21 protein-coding genes are annotated in these 23,650 nt (G+C 27.7%); 18 read left to right on the top strand and 3 right to left on the bottom strand.

What is annotated here, in order from left to right:
- Window positions 1-10: 10 nt before the first annotated feature.
- From tuf to KMP11_RS05380, 13 genes are all read left to right on the top strand, one after another.
- Window positions 11-1,201 (top strand): elongation factor Tu, encoded by a 1,191-nt coding sequence (gene tuf, locus KMP11_RS05440; protein ID WP_215755747.1) that lies wholly within the window; start codon window positions 11-13, stop codon window positions 1,199-1,201.
- A 126-nt stretch (window positions 1,202-1,327) separates the two neighbouring features.
- The gene (locus KMP11_RS05435; RefSeq protein ID WP_216279659.1) at window positions 1,328-2,605 is read left to right on the top strand and encodes a solute carrier family 23 protein; all 1,278 of its coding nucleotides are present in this window, start codon (window positions 1,328-1,330) and stop codon (window positions 2,603-2,605) included.
- A gap of 362 nt (window positions 2,606-2,967) precedes the next feature.
- Window positions 2,968-3,561, top strand: coding sequence for a dephospho-CoA kinase (coaE, locus tag KMP11_RS05430; RefSeq protein WP_216279658.1), 594 nt, complete (start codon window positions 2,968-2,970; stop codon window positions 3,559-3,561).
- Window positions 3,545-4,273, top strand: a complete 729-nt coding sequence (locus KMP11_RS05425; protein ID WP_216279657.1) for an ABC transporter ATP-binding protein — start codon at window positions 3,545-3,547, stop codon at window positions 4,271-4,273. Before coaE ends, KMP11_RS05425 begins: the two co-directional genes overlap by 17 nt.
- 2 nt (window positions 4,274-4,275) lie before the next feature.
- Complete coding sequence (locus KMP11_RS05420) at window positions 4,276-5,475, top strand: ABC transporter permease (protein WP_216279656.1); 1,200 nt, start codon at window positions 4,276-4,278, stop codon at window positions 5,473-5,475.
- Between the two features lie 11 nt (window positions 5,476-5,486).
- Window positions 5,487-6,881: an FAD-dependent oxidoreductase gene (locus tag KMP11_RS05415; protein WP_216279655.1), complete on the top strand. Its 1,395-nt coding sequence runs from the start codon at window positions 5,487-5,489 to the stop codon at window positions 6,879-6,881.
- Between the two features lie 13 nt (window positions 6,882-6,894).
- Window positions 6,895-8,298: a leucyl aminopeptidase gene (locus tag KMP11_RS05410; protein WP_216279654.1), complete on the top strand. Its 1,404-nt coding sequence runs from the start codon at window positions 6,895-6,897 to the stop codon at window positions 8,296-8,298.
- 183 nt (window positions 8,299-8,481) lie between these two features.
- Complete coding sequence (locus KMP11_RS05405; protein WP_216279653.1) at window positions 8,482-9,111, top strand: nitroreductase family protein; 630 nt, start codon at window positions 8,482-8,484, stop codon at window positions 9,109-9,111.
- A 187-nt stretch (window positions 9,112-9,298) separates the two neighbouring features.
- Window positions 9,299-9,670, top strand: a complete 372-nt coding sequence (locus KMP11_RS05400; protein WP_216279652.1) for a single-stranded DNA-binding protein — start codon at window positions 9,299-9,301, stop codon at window positions 9,668-9,670.
- Window positions 9,671-9,786: 116 nt separating this feature from the next.
- On the top strand, window positions 9,787-10,167 hold the full coding sequence (gene folB, locus KMP11_RS05395) for a dihydroneopterin aldolase (RefSeq protein ID WP_215755756.1): 381 nt from the start codon (window positions 9,787-9,789) through the stop codon (window positions 10,165-10,167).
- On the top strand, window positions 10,167-10,634 hold the full coding sequence (folK, locus tag KMP11_RS05390; protein ID WP_215755757.1) for a 2-amino-4-hydroxy-6-hydroxymethyldihydropteridine diphosphokinase: 468 nt from the start codon (window positions 10,167-10,169) through the stop codon (window positions 10,632-10,634). Before folB ends, folK begins: the two co-directional genes overlap by 1 nt.
- Before the next feature lie 13 nt (window positions 10,635-10,647).
- Window positions 10,648-11,652 (top strand): tRNA dihydrouridine synthase DusB, encoded by a 1,005-nt coding sequence (gene dusB, locus KMP11_RS05385; RefSeq protein WP_216279651.1) that lies wholly within the window; start codon window positions 10,648-10,650, stop codon window positions 11,650-11,652.
- Window positions 11,653-11,776: 124 nt separating this feature from the next.
- On the top strand, window positions 11,777-12,922 hold the full coding sequence (locus KMP11_RS05380) for a pyruvate kinase (RefSeq protein ID WP_252344640.1): 1,146 nt from the start codon (window positions 11,777-11,779) through the stop codon (window positions 12,920-12,922).
- 52 nt (window positions 12,923-12,974) lie between these two features.
- On the opposite strand, the gene KMP11_RS05375 is transcribed toward KMP11_RS05380, so the two are convergent.
- On the bottom strand, window positions 12,975-13,139 hold the full coding sequence (locus KMP11_RS05375) for a DUF4368 domain-containing protein (RefSeq protein WP_215755759.1): 165 nt from the start codon (window positions 13,137-13,139) through the stop codon (window positions 12,975-12,977).
- A 270-nt stretch (window positions 13,140-13,409) separates the two neighbouring features.
- Here KMP11_RS05375 and KMP11_RS05370 point away from each other — a divergent pair, with 270 nt between their 5' ends.
- Entirely contained in the window at window positions 13,410-15,833 is a 2,424-nt protein-coding gene (locus tag KMP11_RS05370) for an AAA family ATPase (RefSeq protein ID WP_215755760.1), read from the top strand.
- 109 nt (window positions 15,834-15,942) lie between these two features.
- On the opposite strand, the gene KMP11_RS05365 is transcribed toward KMP11_RS05370, so the two are convergent.
- Both KMP11_RS05365 and KMP11_RS05360 read right to left on the bottom strand, forming a co-directional pair.
- The gene (locus KMP11_RS05365; RefSeq protein ID WP_215755761.1) at window positions 15,943-16,725 is read right to left on the bottom strand and encodes an aldo/keto reductase; all 783 of its coding nucleotides are present in this window, start codon (window positions 16,723-16,725) and stop codon (window positions 15,943-15,945) included.
- Between the two features lie 9 nt (window positions 16,726-16,734).
- Window positions 16,735-17,553: a choline kinase family protein gene (locus KMP11_RS05360; RefSeq protein WP_215755762.1), complete on the bottom strand. Its 819-nt coding sequence runs from the start codon at window positions 17,551-17,553 to the stop codon at window positions 16,735-16,737.
- Between the two features lie 296 nt (window positions 17,554-17,849).
- Here KMP11_RS05360 and yaaA point away from each other — a divergent pair, with 296 nt between their 5' ends.
- The 4 genes from yaaA to gyrA are packed head-to-tail and all read left to right on the top strand — an operon-like array spanning window position 17,850 to window position 23,594.
- On the top strand, window positions 17,850-18,056 hold the full coding sequence (yaaA, locus tag KMP11_RS05355) for a S4 domain-containing protein YaaA (RefSeq protein WP_215755763.1): 207 nt from the start codon (window positions 17,850-17,852) through the stop codon (window positions 18,054-18,056).
- A 4-nt stretch (window positions 18,057-18,060) separates the two neighbouring features.
- Entirely contained in the window at window positions 18,061-19,194 is a 1,134-nt protein-coding gene (gene recF, locus KMP11_RS05350; RefSeq protein WP_215755764.1) for a DNA replication/repair protein RecF, read from the top strand.
- Between the two features lie 19 nt (window positions 19,195-19,213).
- On the top strand, window positions 19,214-21,130 hold the full coding sequence (gene gyrB / locus KMP11_RS05345) for a DNA topoisomerase (ATP-hydrolyzing) subunit B (RefSeq protein WP_215755765.1): 1,917 nt from the start codon (window positions 19,214-19,216) through the stop codon (window positions 21,128-21,130).
- Between the two features lie 19 nt (window positions 21,131-21,149).
- Window positions 21,150-23,594 (top strand): DNA gyrase subunit A, encoded by a 2,445-nt coding sequence (gene gyrA, locus KMP11_RS05340; protein WP_215755766.1) that lies wholly within the window; start codon window positions 21,150-21,152, stop codon window positions 23,592-23,594.
- Window positions 23,595-23,650 lie beyond the last annotated feature (56 nt).

The following is a 23,650-nucleotide window of genomic DNA, read 5'->3' as shown; positions in this document are numbered from 1 at the left end:
AAATTAAAAAATGGCAAAAGAAAAATTTGACCGTAGTAAAACTCATGCTAATATCGGTACAATTGGTCACGTTGACCACGGAAAAACTACTTTAACTGCTGCAATAGCTACAGTTTTAGCAAAACGTTCTGGTAAAGGAGAGGCTAAATCATACGATGCTATCGATAACGCTCCAGAAGAAAGAGAACGTGGTATTACAATTAATACTTCTCACATCGAGTACGAAACAGAATCTCGTCACTATGCACACGTTGACTGTCCAGGACACGCTGACTATGTTAAAAACATGATTACTGGTGCTGCTCAAATGGACGGAGCAATCTTAGTTATTGCTGCTACTGATGGACCAATGGCTCAAACTCGTGAACACATCTTATTATCTCGTAATGTTGGAGTGCCTAAAATTGTTGTATTCTTAAACAAATGTGACATGGTAGATGACGAAGAATTATTAGAATTAGTAGAAATGGAAGTTCGTGAATTACTTTCTGAATACGGATTTGACGGAGATGATGTACCAGTAATTCATGGTTCAGCTCTTAAAGCTCTTGAAGGTGAAGAAGCTTGGGAAGATAAAGTAGTTGAATTAATGAACGTTGTTGACGAATATATCCCAACTCCAGAACGTGACAATGCTAAACCATTCATGATGCCAGTAGAAGATGTATTCTCAATCACTGGACGTGGAACAGTTGCTACTGGACGTGTTGAACGTGGACAAGTTAAAGTTGGAGATGTAGTAGAAATCGTTGGATTAACTGAAGAACCATCTTCAACAACTGTAACAGGAGTTGAAATGTTCCGTAAATTATTAGATTATGCTGAAGCAGGAGATAACATCGGTGCATTATTACGTGGTGTTGCTCGTGAAGATATCGAACGTGGACAAGTTTTAGCAGCTCCTAAAACAATTACTCCACATACTCAATTCGTAGCTGATGTATATGTATTATCAAAAGAAGAAGGTGGACGTCACACTCCATTCTTCACAAACTATCGCCCTCAATTCTATTTCCGTACAACTGACGTAACAGGTGTTGTTACTTTACCAGAAGGTACAGAAATGGTAATGCCTGGTGATAATGTAGCAATCAACGTAGAACTTATTTCTCCAATAGCTATCGAAACAGGAACTCGTTTCTCAATTCGTGAAGGTGGACGTACAGTAGGGTCAGGTGTTGTTACTGAAATTACTAAATAATTAAAATATTTACAAAAGGACTAGTAATATAGTCCTTTTGTTTTGTATTTAATAATAAATTTCTTATTGAAAAATTTTTAATTTAATATATAATTGTTATTAGATTAAATTTAAAGGAGAATTTTAATGACTAACAATGGAAGATTAAAACCTATCTTAGATGTAAATGAAAAACCAAAGTTAGCCTTATGGATAACGTTGAGTTTACAACATTTATTTGCCATGTTTGGAGCTACTGTTTTAGTACCAATTTTAACTGGTCTACCCGCTAGTGTGGCATTGGCAACATCAGGTATAGGAACATTAACTTATATTATTATTACGAGAGGTAAGATACCTGCTTATTTGGGGTCTTCATTTGCATTTATTACACCTATTATAGTTTTATCTACTTCTCACAATGTTCAAACGGCAATGCTCGGAGCCTTTTTAGCCAGTTTAGTTTATGGTTTTGTGGCTTTATTTATTGCTAAATTTGGGGTTAATTGGTTACTAAAATTATTACCACCAGTTGTTGTAGGACCTATAATAGTGGTAATAGGTCTTGGTTTATCACCAACCGCAGTAGATATGGCTATGAATAAAACTGTAAATGGCGTAAAAGAATATAGTTTAGAAAATTTTTTAGTAGCCTTATCTACTTTAGCTGTAACAATAATTTGTTGTGTTGCATTTAAAGGTTTTGCAAAACAAATACCAGTTCTGCTTGGTATAGTCTTTGGATATATAATAGCATGCATAGCTGGAATTGTAGATTTCACACCAGTAATAGAAGCTGCCTGGTTTAAAGTTCCAGAATTTATAATACCATTTGTAACTTACAAACCTGAATGGAATGTTGCCGCCTTGGCTATGGTTCCTATTGCAATAGTTACAATTAATGAACATATAGGACACCAAATGGTTTTATCAGAAGTAGTAGGTAAAAATTTTATTAAAGACCCTGGCTTACACAGGTCAATACTAGCAGACGGGATTGCAATGATGTTTGCATCACTTTTAGGTGGTCCACCAAGTACAACTTATGGTGAAAATATCGGAGTTTTAGCTATAACAAGAATATTCTCTGTTTTTGTTTTGGCGGGTGCTGCAGTTTTTGCCCTAGCTTTAAGTTTTATCGGTAAATTTTCTGCTTTAATATCAACTATACCTAATCCTGTAATGGGTGGTGTATCAATATTATTATTTGGAATTATTGCTTCTAGTGGATTAAGAATGCTAGTAGATGAAAAAGTTGATTTAAGCATTAATAGAAATTTAGTAATTTCATCAGTAATAATAGTATTAGGTGTTGGTGGAGCTATGTTGAAATTTGAAAGCATTAATTTTGAATTGCCAGCCATGGCTCTAGCAGCTATATCAGGAGTTTTATTAAATGCCTTTTTACCAAAAGAAGTTAAGTAGATAGTATGGAAGAAAATTTATTAAATTTTGCGAATATAATATTTTCTATAATTTTTATATTTATTACCAGTTATTTACTTTACAAAAATAATAATGGAATATATAAATATTTCTTTGTAATTTTTTTCACTATTGATGATACATCTTAGTTAAAATAATTATTTTATAAAATTGTGGACTTGTATTTCTATATTAAGTTCTGCATTTATAATGTATGAAATTAAAAAACTTTTAGATTTTAATAAAAAAGAAGAGTTATAATATTAACTCTTCTTTTATTTTTTTATATTATAAATAAATTTATAGTAAAAGAAAGAAAGCTGTGATAAAATTATTTTATAGTCTTGCTATGAGGTGGTTATATGAAAATTGCTATAACAGGAAGTATTGCTTGCGGAAAAAGTACAGTTACTAAATATTTACTAAAAAAAAAATATGTAGTAATTGATGCTGATAAAATTGGACATGATATACTTTTAGATTTTAAAGTAAAAGAAGAAATAAGAAATATTTTTTCAGAGAAAGTTTTTGACGGAAAAGAAATTAATAGAAAAAAACTTGGAGAAATAGTTTTTAATAGCAAAGAAAAACTTGCTTTGTTAAACAAGATAAGCCACCCTAGAATAAGGGAAATAATTATTGAAAAATTATCAAAAGAAAATGATCTAGTATTTTTAGATATGGCACTTCTTTTTGAAGCTAATTTTTTTGATTTGGTTGATAAAATTATAGTTGTTCATTTAGATTATGATAAGCAACTAGAAAGACTTATGACTAGAAATTCTTTAACAAGAAAAGAGGCTGAAAAAAGAATTTCCAGTCAGTTATCTTCTGACCATAAAAAGAATTTAGCAGATTTTGTAATAGATAATAATGGAAGTATTAAAGAAACTGAAGAGCAAGTTGATTATATTTTGAAAATTATTGAAGGAGAAGTAGATGACATTAAAAATTAATAATTTATCTGGTGGTTACAATAGAAAAAAAGTTATAGAAGATATAAATTTTGAAGTTCCGTCAGGTAGTATAACAGCCCTAATAGGATTAAATGGTGCAGGCAAAAGCACCACTATAAAACATATACTGGGATTATTAAAAGCTACTGAAGGTAGTATTTTTATAGATAATCTTAGCTTAGAAAAAAATTTGGAAACTTATAGACAAAGTATATCTTATGTTCCAGAAAGTCCTGTTCTTTATGATGAATTAACTTTGGAAGAACATATAAATGTTACGGCTATGGCTTATGGTTTGGATATGGATACTGCTTGGCAAAGAGCTGATAAATTGCTTAATTTGTTTAAGTTAGAAGATAAGAAAAAATTTTTCCCTATATATTTTTCAAAGGGTATGAAGCAAAAAGTTATGCTTATATGTGCTTTTTTAATAGAGCCTAACTTATATATTATTGATGAACCATTTTTAGGTTTAGACCCAATAGCTATAAATAGTTTAATAAAACTTATTTGTGATGAAAAAGAAAAAGGGAAAAGTATTTTGATGTCTACGCACATTCTTGCTACTGCAGAAAAATATTGTGATAATTTCGTTATTATTCATGAAGGGAAGATATTAGCATCTGGAGATTTAGAAAAGCTGAGAAATAAATTTAATATGCCTGCTGCTTCCTTAGATGAAATATATTTATCAATAACAACTAAGGAGTAAGTATGGGTAATATAAAAGAAATTTTAAGATTAAGAATAAAAAAAGAAAACGAAAAAAGAGCTAGTTACAGGAAGTATATTTTTAATTCTCATCTGGTTATGTTTTTACTAATATTAATAGGGGCTATAATGTTTAATTATTCAAATTGGCTAAATAAGGCGAGTAATTTTGAACTATATTCAGTTTTATTTTCCTTGCAATTTTTAATGGCATATTTGCTTACTACTTTAAAAGTAAAAACATATATAAGAGAAGCAGATTCAATATTTATCTTACCTCAAGAGATTAATTATAAAAAAATTATTAATAAATTAATTTCTGGAACAATTATAACTAAGTTATTTATTAGTATATTTTTTATAAGTGTAAGTTATCCTATAATAAATAAGCTAGAATTTTCGATTTTTAGCTTCTTATCATATTTTTTATCTATTTTTATAACAATAATATTTTTTACTATCTACAAATATTATAAAGTTTTTTATGATAATCTTGATATGAAAGATATGCTTATTATGTTTTTTGTTTATATTTTTATAGTTATTAATTTTTTAATACTACCTAAAGTGAATTTTATTTTTATTTTAGCAATTTTAATTTTTTATAATTATAAAAAAAATATGAGTAATAACATTAATTGGTACGGGGCAGCAGAATATGATAAGATTAGAAATGAAAATTATTTAAAATTTATAAATATGTTTGTAGATGTTCCTATAAATACTACAAAAGTTTCCAGAAGAAAATATTTAGATATATTACTACCTAAACTTAGCAATAATAACTTTTCAAGGGAAAATACTTATAGATATTATTATATAAGAGCTTTTTTAAGACAAGAAAATACAGTATTTTTAATAATAAGACTTCTTGCTCTTGCTATTATTTTTGTAATTAGTTTTAAAAATGTTTATGTTAGTGCTGTAATAATTATTTTATTTAATTATTTAGCTGTAATTCAGTTGATACCTAGCTATAAAAGATTAAATGAACTTATTTGGTCTTATATTTTACCTGTTGATGAGGAGATAAAATATAAGAGTTTTAAGGAGCTTATATACAAATATTTATTAGTTTCAAGTTGCATTTTATTGTTTATAGCCCTAGTAATTAATTTTAATTTTTTAAATTTAGTTATACTCTTTATTGCAACTATAATGGCAAGTTTAATAAATACTTATTTTTTAAGTAAATCGGTATAGGTGGTGATAATTTGAAAAATATAGCAATTATAGGTGGTGGAATATCTGGTGTAACCACAGCCTATTTTTTAGATAGATTGGCAAGTTCAAAATCTAAGAAAATAAATATTGATATTATAGAAAAAAATTCTGAATTTGCCAAAGACAAGCTAAATAAATTTCAATATGGTCAAGAAATTTATGATAGTGGCTGGCATAATTCTATTAATAATAACAGCGTATTATTTCAGTTCATGCTTGAATTAGGGCTTTATAGATACTTAATTAAAAGTAAAAATACAAGCAAAGTAATTTATACAAAAAGTGGTTTAAAAAATATACCTAAAAAAATGCTATTTGGCTATCCCTTAGATAGAAATGAATTATTGGCTAGTGATTTATTATCTTTTAAGGATAAAATTTCAATTTTATTTGGTTTGTATAATAAATTTAACTTTAGAAATTTAAGTATTATTAGTGTAAAAGATTTTTTTATAAATAATACTAATAGTAAATTTTACAATAAAATAGTAGAACCAATACTGACAAGTCATTATGGCAGTGATATTTCTAACCAAAGTTTATCGCTTGTTATTCCCCAATTAGCTTTTGCAACAATAAAAAATTCTGATATTAAAAATGTTATTGAAAATATGTATAGCAATAATGTAGTTGATAATATTACATCTGGTTATGAATATATCCTAAAATTTACCCTGCGTTCATTTTTAGAAAATATAGAATCTAATCTTGGTAATAAAGTTTTTACAGAATTTAATAATGAAGTTACTAATATTGAAAAAGAAGATGGAAAATATGCCTTAACAATAGGTAATAAAAAAAGATATTATGACTATGTAATTATAAGTGTAAAACATACAGAATTTTTAGAATGGTTTAAGGAAGATAGAAAACTTATAAATTATTATAAAGACTTAAAATTTATTTCTAATATTGTTATAACCATAATATGTAAAAAAGATAGTTTAATGATAAATCCAGAAATAGGGGAAATTATTTTTGATAAACAAGTCGATTCATTTATTACCAATGTAGAATATGTTAGTAACAAATGGGTGGAAATTAAATCAAAAAATATACATATGCTTAGGGTTTATGTAAAAAGACAATCTAAAGTAAATAAACTTATAAATAAATCTGATAAAGAAATAGAAAATATTATAAGTAATGAATTAAAATCAATACACAAAAATTTTACTTTTGAAAAAATGTATATAAATAAAATAGAAAATAACTATATGTATGCTGACATAAAATATAGTAAATATATTCATGAAATAGGTGAATACCTTGCTAGAGCCTATGATAGAATTTATTTCATAGGAAATTCTAAAAAGGCAATTAATTTAGAAAATACAATTTTAGAAGCAAGAGAAACAGCAAAAAATTTAATTGAATTAATATAGAAGGAGAAACAATATGAATTTTAAATACAATACAACAGGTGGAGTTGTAGTAACAGAATTTTATAAGGGAGATAAACAAAATACAGACTTATTTGAATATGCAGTAGAAAAAGGTGTTTTTTCAGATGAATATGGTTCTCTATATAGTCATTTACCATTTAATGATGTAAAAGAAGTATTTTTAGGTTTGGGTGATGAAGAATTACTTAGTGAAGACTTGTACAGAGAAATTTATTTTAAATTAGCTAAAAAATTAATAGCTGAAAAAGAATATGAATTTACTTTGACCTTATCTGCTAATGTAGAATATATAAAGGCAGCTCTTGAAGGTCTTTATCATGCAACTTATAGTTTTGATAAATATAAAACTGATAGAAAAAAATTACCAGAATTAACTATTAATGTAAATAGTAATATTGCTGAAGTAGAATTTTTTGAAATATTAGCAGAAGTAAAAGATATTATGCAGTCTATCTTTTTAAGTAGAGATTTAGTAAATGAAAGAGCAGAATACTTATATCCTGAAACTTTGGCAAATATTGCTAAAGAAAAACTTTCTAAAGTTGGTGTAGAAGTTAGTATTTATGATGAAAAAGAATGTGAAGAAATGGGCTTAACTGCATTTTTATCTGTTGGACGTGCTTCTGAAAGAAAACCAAGATTTATTGTTATGAAATATCTGAACAATCCTGAATCAGAAGAAATTTATGGCTTTGTAGGAAAAGGTGTAACTTATGATACAGGAGGTTATTCACTTAAACCATCAGCCAGCATGGAAACTATGAATTGTGATATGGGTGGAGCAGGAACAGTAATAGGAGCCATTCACTTAATAGCAAGTAGAAAAGTAAAAACTAATGTTATTGCAGTAGTGGCAGCTTGTGAAAATATGGTAAGTGGAAGTTCATATAAACCTGGAGATGTGATTTATTCTCTATCAGGTAAAACTATTGAAGTAGAAAATACTGATGCAGAAGGAAGAATTACACTTGCTGATTCTATCTACTATACAACTAATAAATTAAAAGTAACTAAAGTTATAGATATTGCGACTTTAACAGGAGCGTGTGTGGTTGCACTTGGAGAAATTTTTACAGGATCTATAACAAATAATCAAGAATTTTTCGATAAATTTAAGCTAGCAGCTGACAAGGCTGGAGAAAGAGTATGGCAAATGCCAGTAGATGATAGTTATAGAAGATTAAATAAATCTAAGGTTGCTGATGTAAAAAATACTGGTGGAAGATACGGAGGAATGATTACTGCTGGTTTATTTATAGAAAATTTTGTTTATAATAATATTCCTTGGATACATCTTGATATAGCTGGAACGGCTTATTTATCAAAACCAGAAAAATATATGGTAGCTGGTGCCACTGGTATTCATGTTAAAACTCTTTATAATTTAGTAAAATAATATAATTTTAAAGATAAAATTTAAAAGAAGTTAGTATGTATTACTAGCTTCTTTTTTATAATATATAAAAATTTTTTATGATTTGTAGAGGAAAGATACATATTTTTAATATTCTATTTATTTGACAATAATATTCTATTTATAATAAAATTAAAAATTATTGTTTAGATAGGAGAATATTTGATGACAATTAATAATGATTTTAAAGATATAGTTTTCGGAAGAAAATCTATAAAAATATATGATGAAAATGTAAAAATATCAAATGAAGAAATTTTGAAAATGATTGATGAAGCGGCAACTGCTCCTTCTTCTTTTAACTTCCAGCCATGGCGTTTTGTTGTAGTAAATACTCCAGAGGGTAAAGAAAAATTAAAACCTATGGTAAATTTTAATTTACGTCAAAACGAAACTTCAGCTGCCATGCTAGTTATATTTGGCGATAAAAAATGCCAAAATTATGGCGAAGAAATTTATCAAGAAGCAGTAGACAAGGGATATATGCCTCAAGATGTAAAAGATAAAATACTACCAGGTTTTGTAGAACTTTACGATAAACTTTCTAATGAACAGATGACTAATGTTGTAAAAGTAGATGCAAGTTTATTTGCCATGCAATTTATGTTGATTGCTAGAGCATATGGTTATGATACTAATGCCATAGGAGGATTTAATCACTCAGAAATAGCAGAAACATTAAATATGGATAAGGAAAGATATGTTCCTGTCATGATAATTTCTATCGGTAAAGCAGCCGCAGAAGCTAGAGAAACAGTAAGACTAGCTGCAGAAAAAATTACAAAATTTATTTAAAAATAAAAACTGTAAAAAAACTAAAATCCTTAAATATAAATATAAAAAATAAGCAAAAAACTAATGAAAAAATTATTTTCATTAGTTTTTATTGCTTAAAATATTATTTTGTCAATTTGCTTAATTTCTTTTTTTAAATTATATTATACTTGTAATAAAAAATAATATAATTTAAGGAGAAAATATTATGTTAAATCAAGTTATGTTAATAGGAAGATTAGTTAAAAAACCAGAATTAAGAGAAAGTGAATCAGGGCTTAGTTATCTTAAATCTACAATAGCAGTGCAATCTCAATACAAAAATAAAGATGGTGAATATGAAGTAGAATTTTTAGAATTTACAGCCTTTGGGAAAGTAGCTAAAAATACTGCAACTTATTGTGATAAGGGAAGTATGATAAATATCATAGGTTCTTTAACTAATAATGTGTATAAGGACAAAAAAGGAATGAATCACTATCAAATTTCAATTATTGCAAACAAGGTAAATTTTTTAAGTAAGGGTAATAAAAAAGAAGAAATAAAAGATACAGAAGATATTTTTACTTTGGGTCAATAAGTTAATCGACTTGGCTATCTTGGTCAAGTCGTTTTTAATATTTGTAAATAGAGAAAATATATTTTTTATGTTAAAATATACTAGTTATTCTGAAAAATAAATTATGAGGTAAAATTTTGAAAAATAGTATTTATGTAAAAGGAATAGAAGTGTATGCTTATCATGGAGTTTTTAAAGAAGAAAATACTTTGGGGCAAAAATTTATTTTTGATATTGTCTGTGATTTAGATTATAAAAAAGCTATGATAGATGATTTATTAGAATACAGTGTCAGTTATGCTGATATAGTGAACACTCTTACTAGTGTTGCAGTTTCTAATAGGTATAATTTATTAGAAAAATTATCCTATGAAATAATAAAAAAAATATTTTTAGATTATGCTTTAATAAATAATATAAAATTGACTGTAAATAAACCTAATGCACCCATAGACAAAAAATTTAATTCTTGTGGGGCATATATTGAAATGAGTAGAGAAGAATTTGAGGTCTTATAATGATTATCTTGGGAATAGGGAGTAGTATAGAACCTAAAGAATTTTATTTAAAAAAAGCACTTGAAGAATTAGGTAATCATAATAATATAAAAATCAAGGCAGTTAGTAAAATTTATAAAACATCAGCTTGGGGTGGTGTTGCTAAAAATACATTTTTAAATAATTGTGTAGAAATTGATTTTACTGCTAGCCCTGATGAATTACTTGAGATAATAAAAGAAATTGAAAGTAAATTAGGAAGAGTTAGAAAGGAATATTTGGGAGATAGAACAATAGATATAGATATATTATTATTTAATGATATTAAACTAAGTAATGATGTCTTGAAAATACCTCATCCTTTTATAAAAAAAAGAAATTTTGTTTTATTGCCAATGTTAGATATTTGTGGTGATATATTAATTGAAAATAAAAAAATATCTTATTGGTTAGAGCAAATAAAAGATAATATAGAAATATATAGATGAAAGAGGATATAAAATGTTTAAGATAAGAGATATAGTAATTCCTAATAAGGTTGTTTTGGCACCAATGGCTGGAGTTTGTAATTCTGCGTTTAGGTTGACGGCTAAGGAGTTTGGAGCAGGTTTAGTATGTGCAGAAATGGTTAGTGATAAGGCTATATTATTTAATAATCGGAAAACAATGAATATGCTATATATTGACCCGAGAGAAAAACCTCTGAGTTTGCAAATATTTGGTGGAGAAGCAGAAACTCTTGTAGATGCTGCAAAATATGTTGACAAAAATACTCAAGCAGATATTATAGACATAAATATGGGTTGTCCAGTACCAAAAATAACAAAAAGTGATTCGGGTAGCAAGTTATTACTAGACCCTAATAAAATTTATGATGTTGTGTCAAGAGTGGTAGAGGCAGTAGAAAAACCAGTTACCGTTAAAATGAGAATAGGTTGGGACGATGACCACATATATTTATTAGAAAATGCTTTGAAATGTCAAGATGCTGGAGCTTCAGCAATAGCTATTCACGGTAGAACAAAAGTACAAATGTATAGTGGTTTTGCAGATTGGGACTATGTAAAATTAGCTAAGAAAAAATTAAAAATTCCAGTTATAGGTAATGGAGATATTATCACACCTGAAATGGCTAAACAAAGACTAGAAGAAACAGGTTGTGATGCAGTTATGATAGGAAGGGCAGCACTAGGAAATCCTTGGATGTTATACCGTACTGTAAAATATTTAGAAACTGGAGAATTGACACCTGAACCATCAGCCGAAGAAAAAATAGATGTTTGCTTATTACATTTGAGAAGACTTATGGAAATTAAACCTGAAAAAGTTGCAGTTCATGAAATGAGAAAACACGCAGCCTATTATATGAAGGGAATAAAAGGAGGAGCTAAAATCAAATCCCGTCTTAATGAACTGAATACTTATGAAGAAATGGAAAATTTATTCAAAGAATATTTAGACCATGTTAATTCAGAAGTAAATAGAAAAAAGACTATAATAATTTAAAAAATATAATAATCGGTTACAATGCTTGTAAAATAATGATTTAATCTGAAAAATATAGCAAAAAATATTAGTTTATGGTAAAATAAATAATAGATAAAAAATATTATTTAAGAGGAAACTTAATATGATAAAAAGAAAAGTAAAAGTAATTGCAACTTTGGGTCAAAGTACAGACGAAAAATTAGAAAATATTTTAAAAAATAAATTAGCGGATGCAGTTTTAATAGATAATTATTATGGCTCAAGAGAAGAAAATTCTGCTAGAATAAAAAAAGTTAAGGAACTTAGTAAAGAAAATAATATAGCGATAATTTATGATTTAGACCACATATATGCTGAAAATAAATATAAATTAATTAAAATAGATTTGGATAATGTATATTATGCTATTAATGAAGATGTAGATTTTGTGGCTACTCCTTTTATCAGTGATATTGATGAAATAATAAATATCCGAAATATTTTTAAACAAAGAAATTCTAATATAGGTCTTATTGTAAAAATAGATTCAAAAAATGCTTATGAAAATATTGATGATATTTTAGAAAATTGCGATGCAATAATGATTAATCGTGATGAGTTGGGAATGGATTTACCACTACAAGACTTGCCAATAATTCAAAAAGAAATAATAAGAAAAGCAAATTTTGCAGGCAAGGAAGTTATTTTAACAACACAGATGTTACAGTCTATGGTATATAATCCTAGACCGACTAGGGCAGAAGTTTCCGATGTTGCTAATGCAACCATAGATGGAGTAGATGCAATATTATTAATTGAAGAAACTGCTACTGGCTATTATCCAGAAAAATCTTTAGAAACTTTAAATAGAATAGTGTGCCATATAGATAAAAGCTATGGAAATGAAAAAGAAAGTGAACTATACAAAATAGCAGATATGGAATTATCTCACGCTATGTGCCTTACTTCAAAATATTTAATCGAACAAACAAATACAAGAAATATAGTAACATATACAAAATCGGGTAAAACTGCAAGATTTATAGCTAAGTATAGACCTAAAGCTACAATATTAGCCATAGTTCCTGATAATAAATCTGCTAAAAAATTATCATTAACTTGGGGAGTTTATACTGATATTGAAGATAAAAAATTAACGATGGAAGAAATGATAGAAAAAGCACCTGTTTTCTCTAAAAATAATAATCTTTCTAGTGAGGGAGATTATGTATTAGTAACACTAGGAGGAGATTCAAAACAAGGTAATTTTTCTCCTACTGACTTTTTAACAATAAAAGAAGTAAAATAAATATGGTTCAATAAAAAAACACTAGCCATGAGCTGAACTGACACCTAGCATTTTAGTTTTTCGATAAAATAATGTCTATCTGAATGATTAGGATGCTCTTTGTGATAGTCGTTTTATGACTTACAATCATATTAATTAGTTTATTTACCATTTCAACGGTTAATTCTGAAACTTGTGCATATTTTGAAATTTTTGCCATAAACTTGGATATATTCAAACTATTTTCTCATTGTTTGGAGTTAAGTCAGAAATTAAGATTTGAGGTCTCCTGTAACCATGAGTTAAGCCGATAAATCTAGACAAGGTGTTCCATAGTATGTCGTGTGATAGGTGAATCTACAAAGTCTCATTTTACGGAATTAAAAGAATTTTCTTCGTCAACATGATTCAAAAACTGATTGGAATGATTTTTTACTCAAAAAGTAATTTGCGTATATGTCCTTTTGACGCTATTTCTATATGATATAATAAAAGAGAGGTATAAACTATGTTAGATTTAGAAATTAAAAAAATTGATATTAAAAATTTCGGTTGCTACAAAAACTATAAACAGCATGATCGATCAGGTATAGGAAATGATTTTAAAGCTGAAAGAGTAAATATTTTTTTTGGAAGAAACTATTCTGGAAAAACTACCTATTCGAAAATTTTTCAAAGCATTGAACTCAAGCAACTTCCAGAAAAGTACGAAGACATAGATTTTGAAATCAAATTAGCTAATCATACAGTTATCAAATCAAATGAAATAAAAACTCACACATTACCTATAACCTGCAAAGTTTTTAATCAGCGATTTATTGATGACAATATTTATCTTCATAATGATAATAAATTAAATAGTTTCCAAATTTCTATAGGTAGAGATACTAATAAAACATTAAAGGAAATTGAATATATAACATTAAATGAGATTAAACCTAGAGAAGATAAATTATCAGAGATTGTGTTGGATATAGAAAAAAAATCAAAGGAACTTAAGAGTGAGGAAGAAAGTTTAAATTCGAAATTAAGTAAGACTGCTTCAAAAATAAAAAATCAAAAAAATCCATCAGTTGTAATTGCTAAAAGATACGATATACGGAATATAAAGGAGGAGTTCGAAAAACATTCATCTCGTTTTCCTATTTTTCCATCGCCAGAAGATACAGCAGCTGTTATTGAGCTAGAGAAGAAAATTGAACAAGCAAAAACAAGAATTCTTGAAGAAAATATAAGTAAACCGAAAAAGATAGATTTAGTTAATTTTGATGCAACTTTTAATTTCACATTATTTTTAGAAAATACGAAGAAACTATTATCTAAAGTTGTCTCCGTAAGTAATATTTTAGATGAATATAAAAATAATCCAGATAAAATAAATTGGATTAAAGATGGTGTAGATATTCATGGGGAAAATCCAGAAAAATGTGTTTTTTGCGGTAATAGTATTGATAGTGGTTTTATTGAAAAACTAAAGTTGGCTTTTTCTGATGAGTTAAGCTCTTTAGAAAATGAATTATCACTGCAAAACGGTAGGGTAAACTCAGAAATCCTAAGGTTGGATTCCCTAAGGTTGGATTCTTTTCCATATATTAATAAGGATGATTATTTTAAGGATTCCACATCCAGTATTCAAAATATAAACAAAGATATTAGAAATATTATTAAAAATAGAAAAGAAATTCTGAAAACACTTGAATCAAAAATTTCGGAAAAACAACGGAATATTTTTTCAAAAATTGAAATTGATAATTTAAAATGGAATGAATTTTCTGAAATTCAAGTTGATATCGATTCGTTATACGATAGCACTATTAAACAGATAGAGACTTTTGAGAAGAGAAAAATAGAAAGCATAGATTTTCTTCGCAGATATTATATTGCAAAAGAATTTTCCATATCTGAATTTACCAGACTATCTCAAAAAATTATCCAACTTCAAGAAGATATAAAAACAAAAACTGATGAACAGGAAAGCTTAAAGAGAGAGAAAGAAGGATTCGAGAATGATATTTTAGAACGTGAAAGTAGTTTAAAATCAGAATCTGAAGCAGTAAGACGCATCAATATGATACTTCAAAATTCATTAGCACATTCAGAAATTTCTTTAAAATCTGTTGATGATGAGGAGGGTGTATACTTCGAAGTTTCTCGTAATGAAGAAAGAGCGTATAATTTAAGCGAAGGTGAAAAATCGTTAATTGCTTTTGCTTACTATATCGCAAGGCTAGAAAGTTTGTCGGATGAAGAAAAATCGAAAACTATATTATTTATAGATGATCCGATTTCTAGTCTGGATGAAAATAATATTTTCTATATATACAATCTTATCTTTAGACTTCTTGAGAAAAAAGAATTTTTACAGTATTTTCTCTCTACTCATAATTTGGATTTTTTGAAATATACTAATAGATTTTCTGCTAAAAAAGACTATTATCTAATAGAAAAAATAAAAGAAGCTGAGACCGCACCGTCAAGAAGTTTCATCAAAAAATTGCCTAAACATTTATCTAATAAAGTAACAGAATTCGTATTTCTCTTCGAACAGATTTATAAAGTTGCGATGGAGAATGAGGATGAAGGCAATTATGGAGTTTTTTATAATTTCCCTAATAACGCTAGGAAATTCATTGAAATTCTCTTATATTTTAAATTCCCTAATTATAAAATGGAAAATGATAAGAAAATTCTTAAATATTTCGGAAAAGAAAATTCTCCTTTTATACAGCGCATAAATAATGAATATTCTCATGGGGAAGATAGGTTTGATAGAACTCGTAATCCAATTAATACAAGTGAATTTAAACATGATGCTAGAATAATATTAGGTGTTTTATACCGAAAAGACAAAATACAATTCAAATCATTTCTCAAAAATAGTGATTTGACTGAACCGGGTTTTCTTGAAAAATATAAAAAAAAATTAAAATAAGGATACTCTATTTAAGAGAGATCCTTATTTTTATAATGCTGAGTCTAAGACTGTCATTAACTAGTGTTTTTATTTATAAAATTCATATTAAAAATATTAAATTTAATTTTTATTCATAAGGGAATAATTCTGGATGTGGTCCTACTCTTAAACCAGCATCTAAGGAATTTAATTTCATTAAATCATCTTCACCAATTTTAAAATTAGTACTTTCTATATTTTCTATGATATGTTTAGGATTTGATGATTTTGGTATTGGGTGATATCCTCGATCTAGGTGCCAATTCAAGATTACTTGAGTTGGAGTAACATTATGTTTTTTTGCTATATCAAGAATAATTTTGTTATCATAATACTGACCACGAGCAGTTGGAGACCAAGCCTGCAATTTAATATTTTCATTTTTTAGATATCTTGCCAATTCATTTTGAGCAAGCATGGGATGAGCTTCCACTTGATTTAGATAGGGTTTAATATTGCAGTGATTTTTTAAGGCTTCTAAGTGTCTAATTTCAAAATTAGCAACCCCAATTTCTTTTACCAACCTATCTTCTTTTAATTTTTCTAATGCCTTATAGCCAGTAATAAAATTATCTGGGTGAGGCCAATGTATTAAAAGCAAATCAATTTTTTCTCTTAAATTATTATAACTTTTTTCAAATGAACGCATTACTCCGTCATAAGTTAAATCGCTCGGCCATACTTTTGTAGTAATAAAAAAATCATTTTTATTAAAATTTTCAGTAGCCTTACCAATAATTTCTTCATTGCCGTAAAATGAAGCCGTATCAATTATTTTATAACCATTTTTTAAGGCGAATTGAATAACTTCAATTCCTTTTTCTTCATCTGTAATTTTATATGTTCCAAAGCCTATTTGTCCTAAATTCATGTATTTCTCCTAGTAAATAATTTTTCTTGGTTTTTTTAATTTATTAAATTTATCTTCAGCTATAGTTTTGTATATTTCTTCTCCACGTTTTTCATAGAGCAACCATGCCCAAGTATACCAAAGTAAATCTTCAAATTTTAAGAAAATATCTAATTTTTCAAAATCACAAATTTCATCTCCAAAGTAAGATTGTAAAAATGTTACAGTTTCTTGATAGTTTAAATCATTTTCAGATATGAAACTAGCAATATCAAAATAATAATCATTTTGTCCAGCATATTCAAAGTCAATCAAATATATTTTGCTTTTAGTAAAAAGAAAATTGCCTTCTACCAAGTCGTTATGACACAACCTATCTGGTGTATATAATTCTTTAAATTCTTCTACTAGGGGCAGGTATTTTTCTATATCAATTTCAAAATTTTCTACCTGATACAAATATTTTTCAAATGTTTCTACTGGATTGAATTTATTATTTGCCTGAAATTTATTTTTGTGTAAACTTTTTAAAATTTTTGAAATTTCTACTATGCTAGACAAATTTTTATTAGATATAAATGTTTTAGCATTTTTTTGAAATTGTGTTATTAACAAATTACTATCATAGTATACAGGTTCTAAAAAGTAGTCTTCATTTTTTAAAATATCAAGAGCTTCTTTTTCATTTTCCTTATTATTTATAAAAAGAGTATCCTTTGGAATACGACAAAAATAAGAATTTTCATTTGTTTCTACAATATAATTTTTATTTGTTATTCCATAGCTGGTTTCTATGGTGTTGATAATTTTATCGTTTAAAATATTTTCAATCTTTTTTTCGATTTTCATATAAATCACCTACCTTAAATTAATTATATAATACAATTTTAATATTGTAAATGTAAAAGGTTACAGAAAATGTAATTATTATAATTTTAAATAATAGAACAATTTTTAAATAATAGAACAATATATTAATAACAAGGATATAAGCAGGCAATAAATTGAAAAAATATGTGAAATATGATACAATTTATGAGTAAAATTTGTATATATTTATACATTCTTATTATGTATTTAGTTTTATATTCAAAATTAATTGCATATCTATTATTTATATTTTAAATATCTTTTAAGGAGAATATATGAAAAAAGTTTTTATAGATGGCGAGTATATAACATTGACACAATTTCTTAAGATAGAAGATTTTATAAATTCCGGAGGGGAAGCAAAGTTCTTTCTAGCAAACGAGCAAGTTTTCCTAAATAATGAATTAGAAAATCGCAGAGGAAAGAAATTATATAGTGGTGATGTTGTTAAAATTAATGATAAAGAGTTTTTAATAGAATAAAAATATGAAAATTAAAAATTTAAGTTTATTATATTTTAGAAATTATTCTAGTTTATATTTGGATTTTCATCCTTCGCTTAATATTTTAGTTGGAGATAATTCAAATGGAAAAACAAATATAATAGAATCTATTTTTTTTATGTCCTTAGGTAAAAGTTTTAGAACTAAAAGAGATTTTGAATGCATAAAATTTGGAGAAGAAGCCGCCTGCATTTCTTGTGTCATAGAAAAAGAAGGTCAAGAAAAAGATATGATGCTTGCCATGAATAATAAGGGCAAGAATGCCAAAATTTCTGGTATAAGAAAAAATAAACTCACAGATTTTGTAGGAGAACTCAATACAGTTTTATTTTATCCAGATGATTTACAACTTGTAAAAGGAGCTCCTTCTATAAGAAGAGATTTTATTGATAGGGAATTTTACCAATTTTCAAAAATTTATTATAAGTATTCTATTATGTACAAACATCTGCTAAAACAGAGAAATACCTTTTTAAAAGACATGAGAAAAAATAGAAATGATGAAATGTCTAAAATTTATTTAGAATCATTGACCTTACAACTATCTAAATTAGCCTTGTATATTACTACTGAAAGGTATAAATTTGTAGAAAATATAGCTATACTAGCAAGAAATAACATGAATATAATAACAGACGGATTAGAAAATCTTAATATAATTTACAAGTCATCTATATTAGAAAATTTAGGTTTAGAATACAAGGATATTTTTAATATAGATGAAAAAATATTATGTGAAAGTATTATGAAAAAGGTAGATGAAGATATAAATAATGGCAATACAAAAGTAGGTATTCATCACGATGATTTGCTATTTACAATAAATGACCTTGATGCTAAACAATATGCTTCTCAAGGGCAACAAAGAAGTATTGTATTATCTTTAAAACTTGCTGAAATAAATTTCTTAAAAAATCAAACAGGAAATTACCCTATATTACTATTAGATGATGTTTTAAGTGAACTTGATAAAAAAAGGCAAAAAAAATTATTAGAAAGTATAGACAGCAAAATACAAACATTTATAACAACTCCATCAATAAATGATATAAAAGAAGATTTGTTAGATAATGCAAAAATATTTTATATAAAAGATGGTAAAATAGAGAATAATTAGTATTTAGAGAGGAATAATAATGACAGAAAATATAAAAAATCAAGAATACAATGCAGACCAAATTCAAGTTTTAGAAGGCTTAGAAGCCGTTAGGGTAAGACCGGGTATGTATGTAGGTTCTACTTCCTCAAGAGGTTTACATCATCTTGTATGGGAAATAGTTGATAACTCTATTGACGAGGCCTTAGCTGGATATTGCGACCATATTACTGTTGCTATCGAAAAAGATAATTGGATAAGAGTAGAAGATAATGGACGGGGGATACCGGTTGACATTCAAGAACAAACAGGCAAACCAGCCCTAGAAGTAATTTTAACAGTCTTGCACGCTGGAGGTAAATTTGGTGGAGGAGGATACAAGGTATCTGGTGGTCTTCACGGAGTAGGGGCTAGTGTGGTTAATGCTTTGTCAACTCACTTAGAAGCCTATGTTCATAAAAACGGTAAGATTCATGCCATGAAATTTGAAAGAGGAGATGTTGTTCAAGATATAAGCGTAATAGGTGATACTGATAAAACAGGAACAACTATAAGATTTAAGGCTGACGCTGAAATTTTTCAAGAAACAACAGTGTATGAATATGATATATTAAGAGGTCGTATTCGTGAATTAGCATTTTTAAATAAGGGTATAACTATAAATTTAATAGACGAAAGATTAGAAGAAGAAAGAAAAGAAACTTTTTACTATGAGGGAGGTATTCTTGAATATGTAGAAATGCTTAATGAAAATAAAGATGCCTTACATGAAGCTATCTATGTACATTCTTCATTAGAAGGAAAAGAATTAGAAATATCTATGCAATACAATTCAGGCTACTCAAGCACAGTATTAAGCTATGCAAATAATATAAATACTCATGAGGGAGGAACTCATGAATCTGGATTTAAAACTGCCTTGACAAGAATAATTAATTCTTACGGTAAAAAAAATAATTTAATAAAAGACAAGGAAGCACTAACTGGAGATGACGTACGTGAAGGTTTAGTTGCCATAATATCAGTTAAACATCCTAATCCTCAATTTGAAGGACAAACTAAAACAAAACTTGGTAACTCAGAAATGAGTACAATAACTAATAGATTATTTTCAGAAGAATTTGACAGATTTTTATTAGAAAATCCTAAAATTGCAAAAATAATAATTGAAAAAGGATTACAGGCTTCACATGCTAGAATAGCAGCTAAAAAAGCTCGAGAATCTACCAGACGTAAAAATGCTTTAGAATTTACTAATTTACCTGGTAAACTTGCTGATTGTTCTAGCAAAGACGCTAGTGAATGTGAATTATTCTTAGTAGAAGGGGATTCGGCAGGAGGTAGTGCAAAATTAGGAAGAGATAGTAAATTCCAAGCTATTCTACCATTGCGAGGAAAAATTCTAAATGTAGAAAAAGTAAGAATTGATAAGGTTCTAGCTTCTGATGAAATCAGGTCATTAATAACAGCTGCTGGGATGGGTATAGGCGAAGGCATGAATGTAGATAAATTACGTTATCACAAAATTGTAATAATGACCGACGCTGATGTAGACGGAAGTCATATCAGAACACTTTTACTAACTTTCTTCTTTAGATACATGAAAGATTTAATTGACGCAGGACATATATACATAGCAAGACCACCATTATTCGGATTAAAAGTTGGTAAAAAAGTTTATTATTCATTCAATGATGAAGAATTGCAACGTGATATAGCAGAATATGCTGGAGATAAAAAATATTCTGTTCAACGTTATAAAGGACTTGGAGAGATGAATGCTTCAGAACTTTGGGGAACAACAATGGATCCAGAAAGTAGACGTATGTACAAAGTAAGTATTGATGATGCTATGCTAGCTGATGCTGCATTTGATACTCTTATGGGTGAAAAAGTTGAACCTAGACGTAAATTTATTGAAGATAACGCCCTAAATGTTGTTAATTTAGATATTTAGTAGGTATGAAAGGATAAAAATGGAAGATAAAAATATTACTTTAAGAAATATAACTACTGAAATTGAAAATTCATTTTTAGATTATTCAATGAGTGTTATAGTATCACGAGCCTTGCCTGATGTAAGAGATGGTTTAAAACCAGTTCATAGACGTGTACTTTACGCATTTAACGAACTAGGATTAACACACGATAAACCATTTAGAAAATCAGCCACAGTTGTCGGGGAAGTTATGGGAAAATATCACCCTCACGGAGATTCTGCAACATACGGAACAATAGTTCGTTTAGCACAAGATTTTAATAGTAGATATCCAATGGTTGCAGGTCAAGGGAACTTTGGGTCTATTGACGGAGATAGTGCAGCAGCAATGCGTTATACCGAAGCAAAATTAAGTAAAATTGCAGCTGAAATGGTTCGAGATATAAATAAAGAAACTGTTGACTACCAAGATAACTATGACGGTTCAACAAAAGAACCAAAAGTTTTACCAGCTAGAATACCAAATTTACTTGTAAATGGTGGTTCTGGTATTGCTGTGGGTATGGCAACTAATATACCTCCTCATCATTTAGGGGAAGTTATTGACGGTGTTATTGCCTTGGCAGATAATTCAGAAATATCAATACCAGAATTAATGACTAAAATTAAGGGACCAGATTTTCCAACAAGAGCTTTAATTTTAGGGGAATCAGGGATTTCTAAGGCTTATCACACTGGACGTGGTTCAATAATAATGCGTGGTAAAACTAAAATTGAACAAATGAAAAATGGTAAAGAAAGAATTATAATTTCTGAGATACCTTATCAAGTAAATAAGGCAAAACTTGTAGAAAAAATTGCAGAGTTAGCACGTGATAAAAAAATAGAAGGAATTACAGATTTACGAGATGAAAGTAATTTAAAAGAGGGAATTAGAATAGTAATTGAACTTAGAAGAGATTCTAATAGTAATGTTATCTTGAATAATTTATTCAAACTAACTCCTTTGCAGTCATCTTTTGGTGTTAATATGGTTGCGCTTGTCAATGGAAAACCTAAAACTTTAAATTTAAAAGAAGTTTTATATCATTATTTAGAACACCAAAAAGAAGTTATTGTTCGTAGAACTAGATACGACTTAAAAAAAGCACAAGACAGAGCCCATATATTAGAAGGTTTGAGAATAGCATTAGATAATATTGATAGAATAATCGAATTAATTAGAGCATCTAAAACAACTGAAGAAGCTAGAAATGAACTTATGGTAAACTTTAATTTATCTGAATTGCAAGCACAAGCAATACTAGATATGAGATTGCAACGTTTAACAGGCTTGGAACGTTACAAAATAGAAGATGAGTACAATAAACTTATTGAATTAATTAAAGATTTAATAGATGTATTAAATAATGATGATAGAGTTCTTCAAATAATAAAAGATGAACTTTTAGAAATTAAAGAAAAATATAAAGACGCACGTCGTAGTATCATAGTAGAAGGTCAAATAGATGAAATAGAAAATGAAGATTTAATAGAGAGAGAACAAATAGTAATAACTCTATCATATAATCAATACATTAAACGTTTAGCAGCAAGTACATATAAATCTCAAGGTAGAGGTGGACGTGGCATAAATGGAATGACTACAAATGATGAAGATAATGTTGAATATATGCTAACTTGTTCAACTCATGACCATATACTATTCTTTACAGACAGAGGAAAAGTCTACACACTGAAAGGTTATGAAATTAATCAGATGAGTAGACAAGCAAAAGGAATACCTATAATAAATCTATTAGAAATAGATAAAGATGAAAAAGTAAATTCAATAATAGCTATTTCTGATTTACAGGAGTCAGATACTAATTTAGTATTTGTTACTAAATACGGAATTATAAAAAAATCAAATCTTGCAGATTACGCAAGTATAATGAAAAAAGGCAAAATAGCCTTAAAATTAGATGAAAATGATACCTTAATAGAAGTTCAGAAAGTTACTAAAAATGATGATATTATGATAGTAACGGCTGGAGGTCAAGCTATAAGAATTAATGAAGATAAGGTTCGACAAATGGGTAGAGTTAGTCGAGGTGTTAAAGGGATAACATTAGCTCTTGATGATTATGTAGTAGGTATGCAAATAATAAATAAGGCTAAAAAAATATTAACTGTAACAGAAAATGGTATAGGTAAAATCTCTAAAGAAAATGAATTTAGAGTTACTAACCGTGGAGGAAAAGGAATAAAGGTAGCAAAAATTTCTAAAAAAACAGGAAAAATAGTTTCTGTTAAATCAATTTCAGGAACAGAAGATTTAATGATAATGACAGACCAAGGAATTATTATAAGAATTGACATTTCTGTATTGAATACACTAGGAAGAACTGCAACAGGAGTAAAATTAATAAATCTTGTTGACGGTCAAAAAGTTGCTACGGTTACTTTAGCAGAAAAAGAAGAAATACTGGAAGAAAATTAATAAAAAGGAGTTAGTCTTTTGATTAACTCCTCTAGTATTAAATATTTATATATGAG

It is taken from the genome of Gemella sp. zg-570, from assembly GCF_018866345.1.
Taxonomy (GTDB): domain Bacteria; phylum Bacillota; class Bacilli; order Staphylococcales; family Gemellaceae; genus Gemelliphila.
Note: the sequence above shows the minus strand (reverse complement) of the source record. Positions and strands in the feature narration are given on the sequence as shown.

Excerpts from the sequence above, each read along its gene's own strand:
- tuf (WP_215755747.1), top strand. The coding sequence starts at position 11 with ATGGCAAAAGAAAAATTTGACCGTAGTAAAACTCATGCTAATATCGGT.
- KMP11_RS05435 (WP_216279659.1), top strand. The coding sequence starts at position 1,328 with ATGACTAACAATGGAAGATTAAAACCTATCTTAGATGTAAATGAAAAA.
- coaE (WP_216279658.1), top strand. The coding sequence starts at position 2,968 with ATGAAAATTGCTATAACAGGAAGTATTGCTTGCGGAAAAAGTACAGTT.
- KMP11_RS05425 (WP_216279657.1), top strand. The coding sequence starts at position 3,545 with ATGACATTAAAAATTAATAATTTATCTGGTGGTTACAATAGAAAAAAA.
- KMP11_RS05420 (WP_216279656.1), top strand. The coding sequence starts at position 4,276 with ATGGGTAATATAAAAGAAATTTTAAGATTAAGAATAAAAAAAGAAAAC.
- KMP11_RS05410 (WP_216279654.1), top strand. The coding sequence starts at position 6,895 with ATGAATTTTAAATACAATACAACAGGTGGAGTTGTAGTAACAGAATTT.
- KMP11_RS05405 (WP_216279653.1), top strand. The coding sequence starts at position 8,482 with ATGACAATTAATAATGATTTTAAAGATATAGTTTTCGGAAGAAAATCT.
- KMP11_RS05400 (WP_216279652.1), top strand. The coding sequence starts at position 9,299 with ATGTTAAATCAAGTTATGTTAATAGGAAGATTAGTTAAAAAACCAGAA.
- folK (WP_215755757.1), top strand. The coding sequence starts at position 10,167 with ATGATTATCTTGGGAATAGGGAGTAGTATAGAACCTAAAGAATTTTAT.
- dusB (WP_216279651.1), top strand. The coding sequence starts at position 10,648 with ATGTTTAAGATAAGAGATATAGTAATTCCTAATAAGGTTGTTTTGGCA.
- KMP11_RS05380 (WP_252344640.1), top strand. The coding sequence starts at position 11,777 with ATGATAAAAAGAAAAGTAAAAGTAATTGCAACTTTGGGTCAAAGTACA.
- KMP11_RS05370 (WP_215755760.1), top strand. The coding sequence starts at position 13,410 with ATGTTAGATTTAGAAATTAAAAAAATTGATATTAAAAATTTCGGTTGC.
- KMP11_RS05365 (WP_215755761.1), bottom strand. The coding sequence starts at position 16,725 with ATGAATTTAGGACAAATAGGCTTTGGAACATATAAAATTACAGATGAA.
- KMP11_RS05360 (WP_215755762.1), bottom strand. The coding sequence starts at position 17,553 with ATGAAAATCGAAAAAAAGATTGAAAATATTTTAAACGATAAAATTATC.
- yaaA (WP_215755763.1), top strand. The coding sequence starts at position 17,850 with ATGAAAAAAGTTTTTATAGATGGCGAGTATATAACATTGACACAATTT.
- recF (WP_215755764.1), top strand. The coding sequence starts at position 18,061 with ATGAAAATTAAAAATTTAAGTTTATTATATTTTAGAAATTATTCTAGT.
- gyrB (WP_215755765.1), top strand. The coding sequence starts at position 19,214 with ATGACAGAAAATATAAAAAATCAAGAATACAATGCAGACCAAATTCAA.
- gyrA (WP_215755766.1), top strand. The coding sequence starts at position 21,150 with ATGGAAGATAAAAATATTACTTTAAGAAATATAACTACTGAAATTGAA.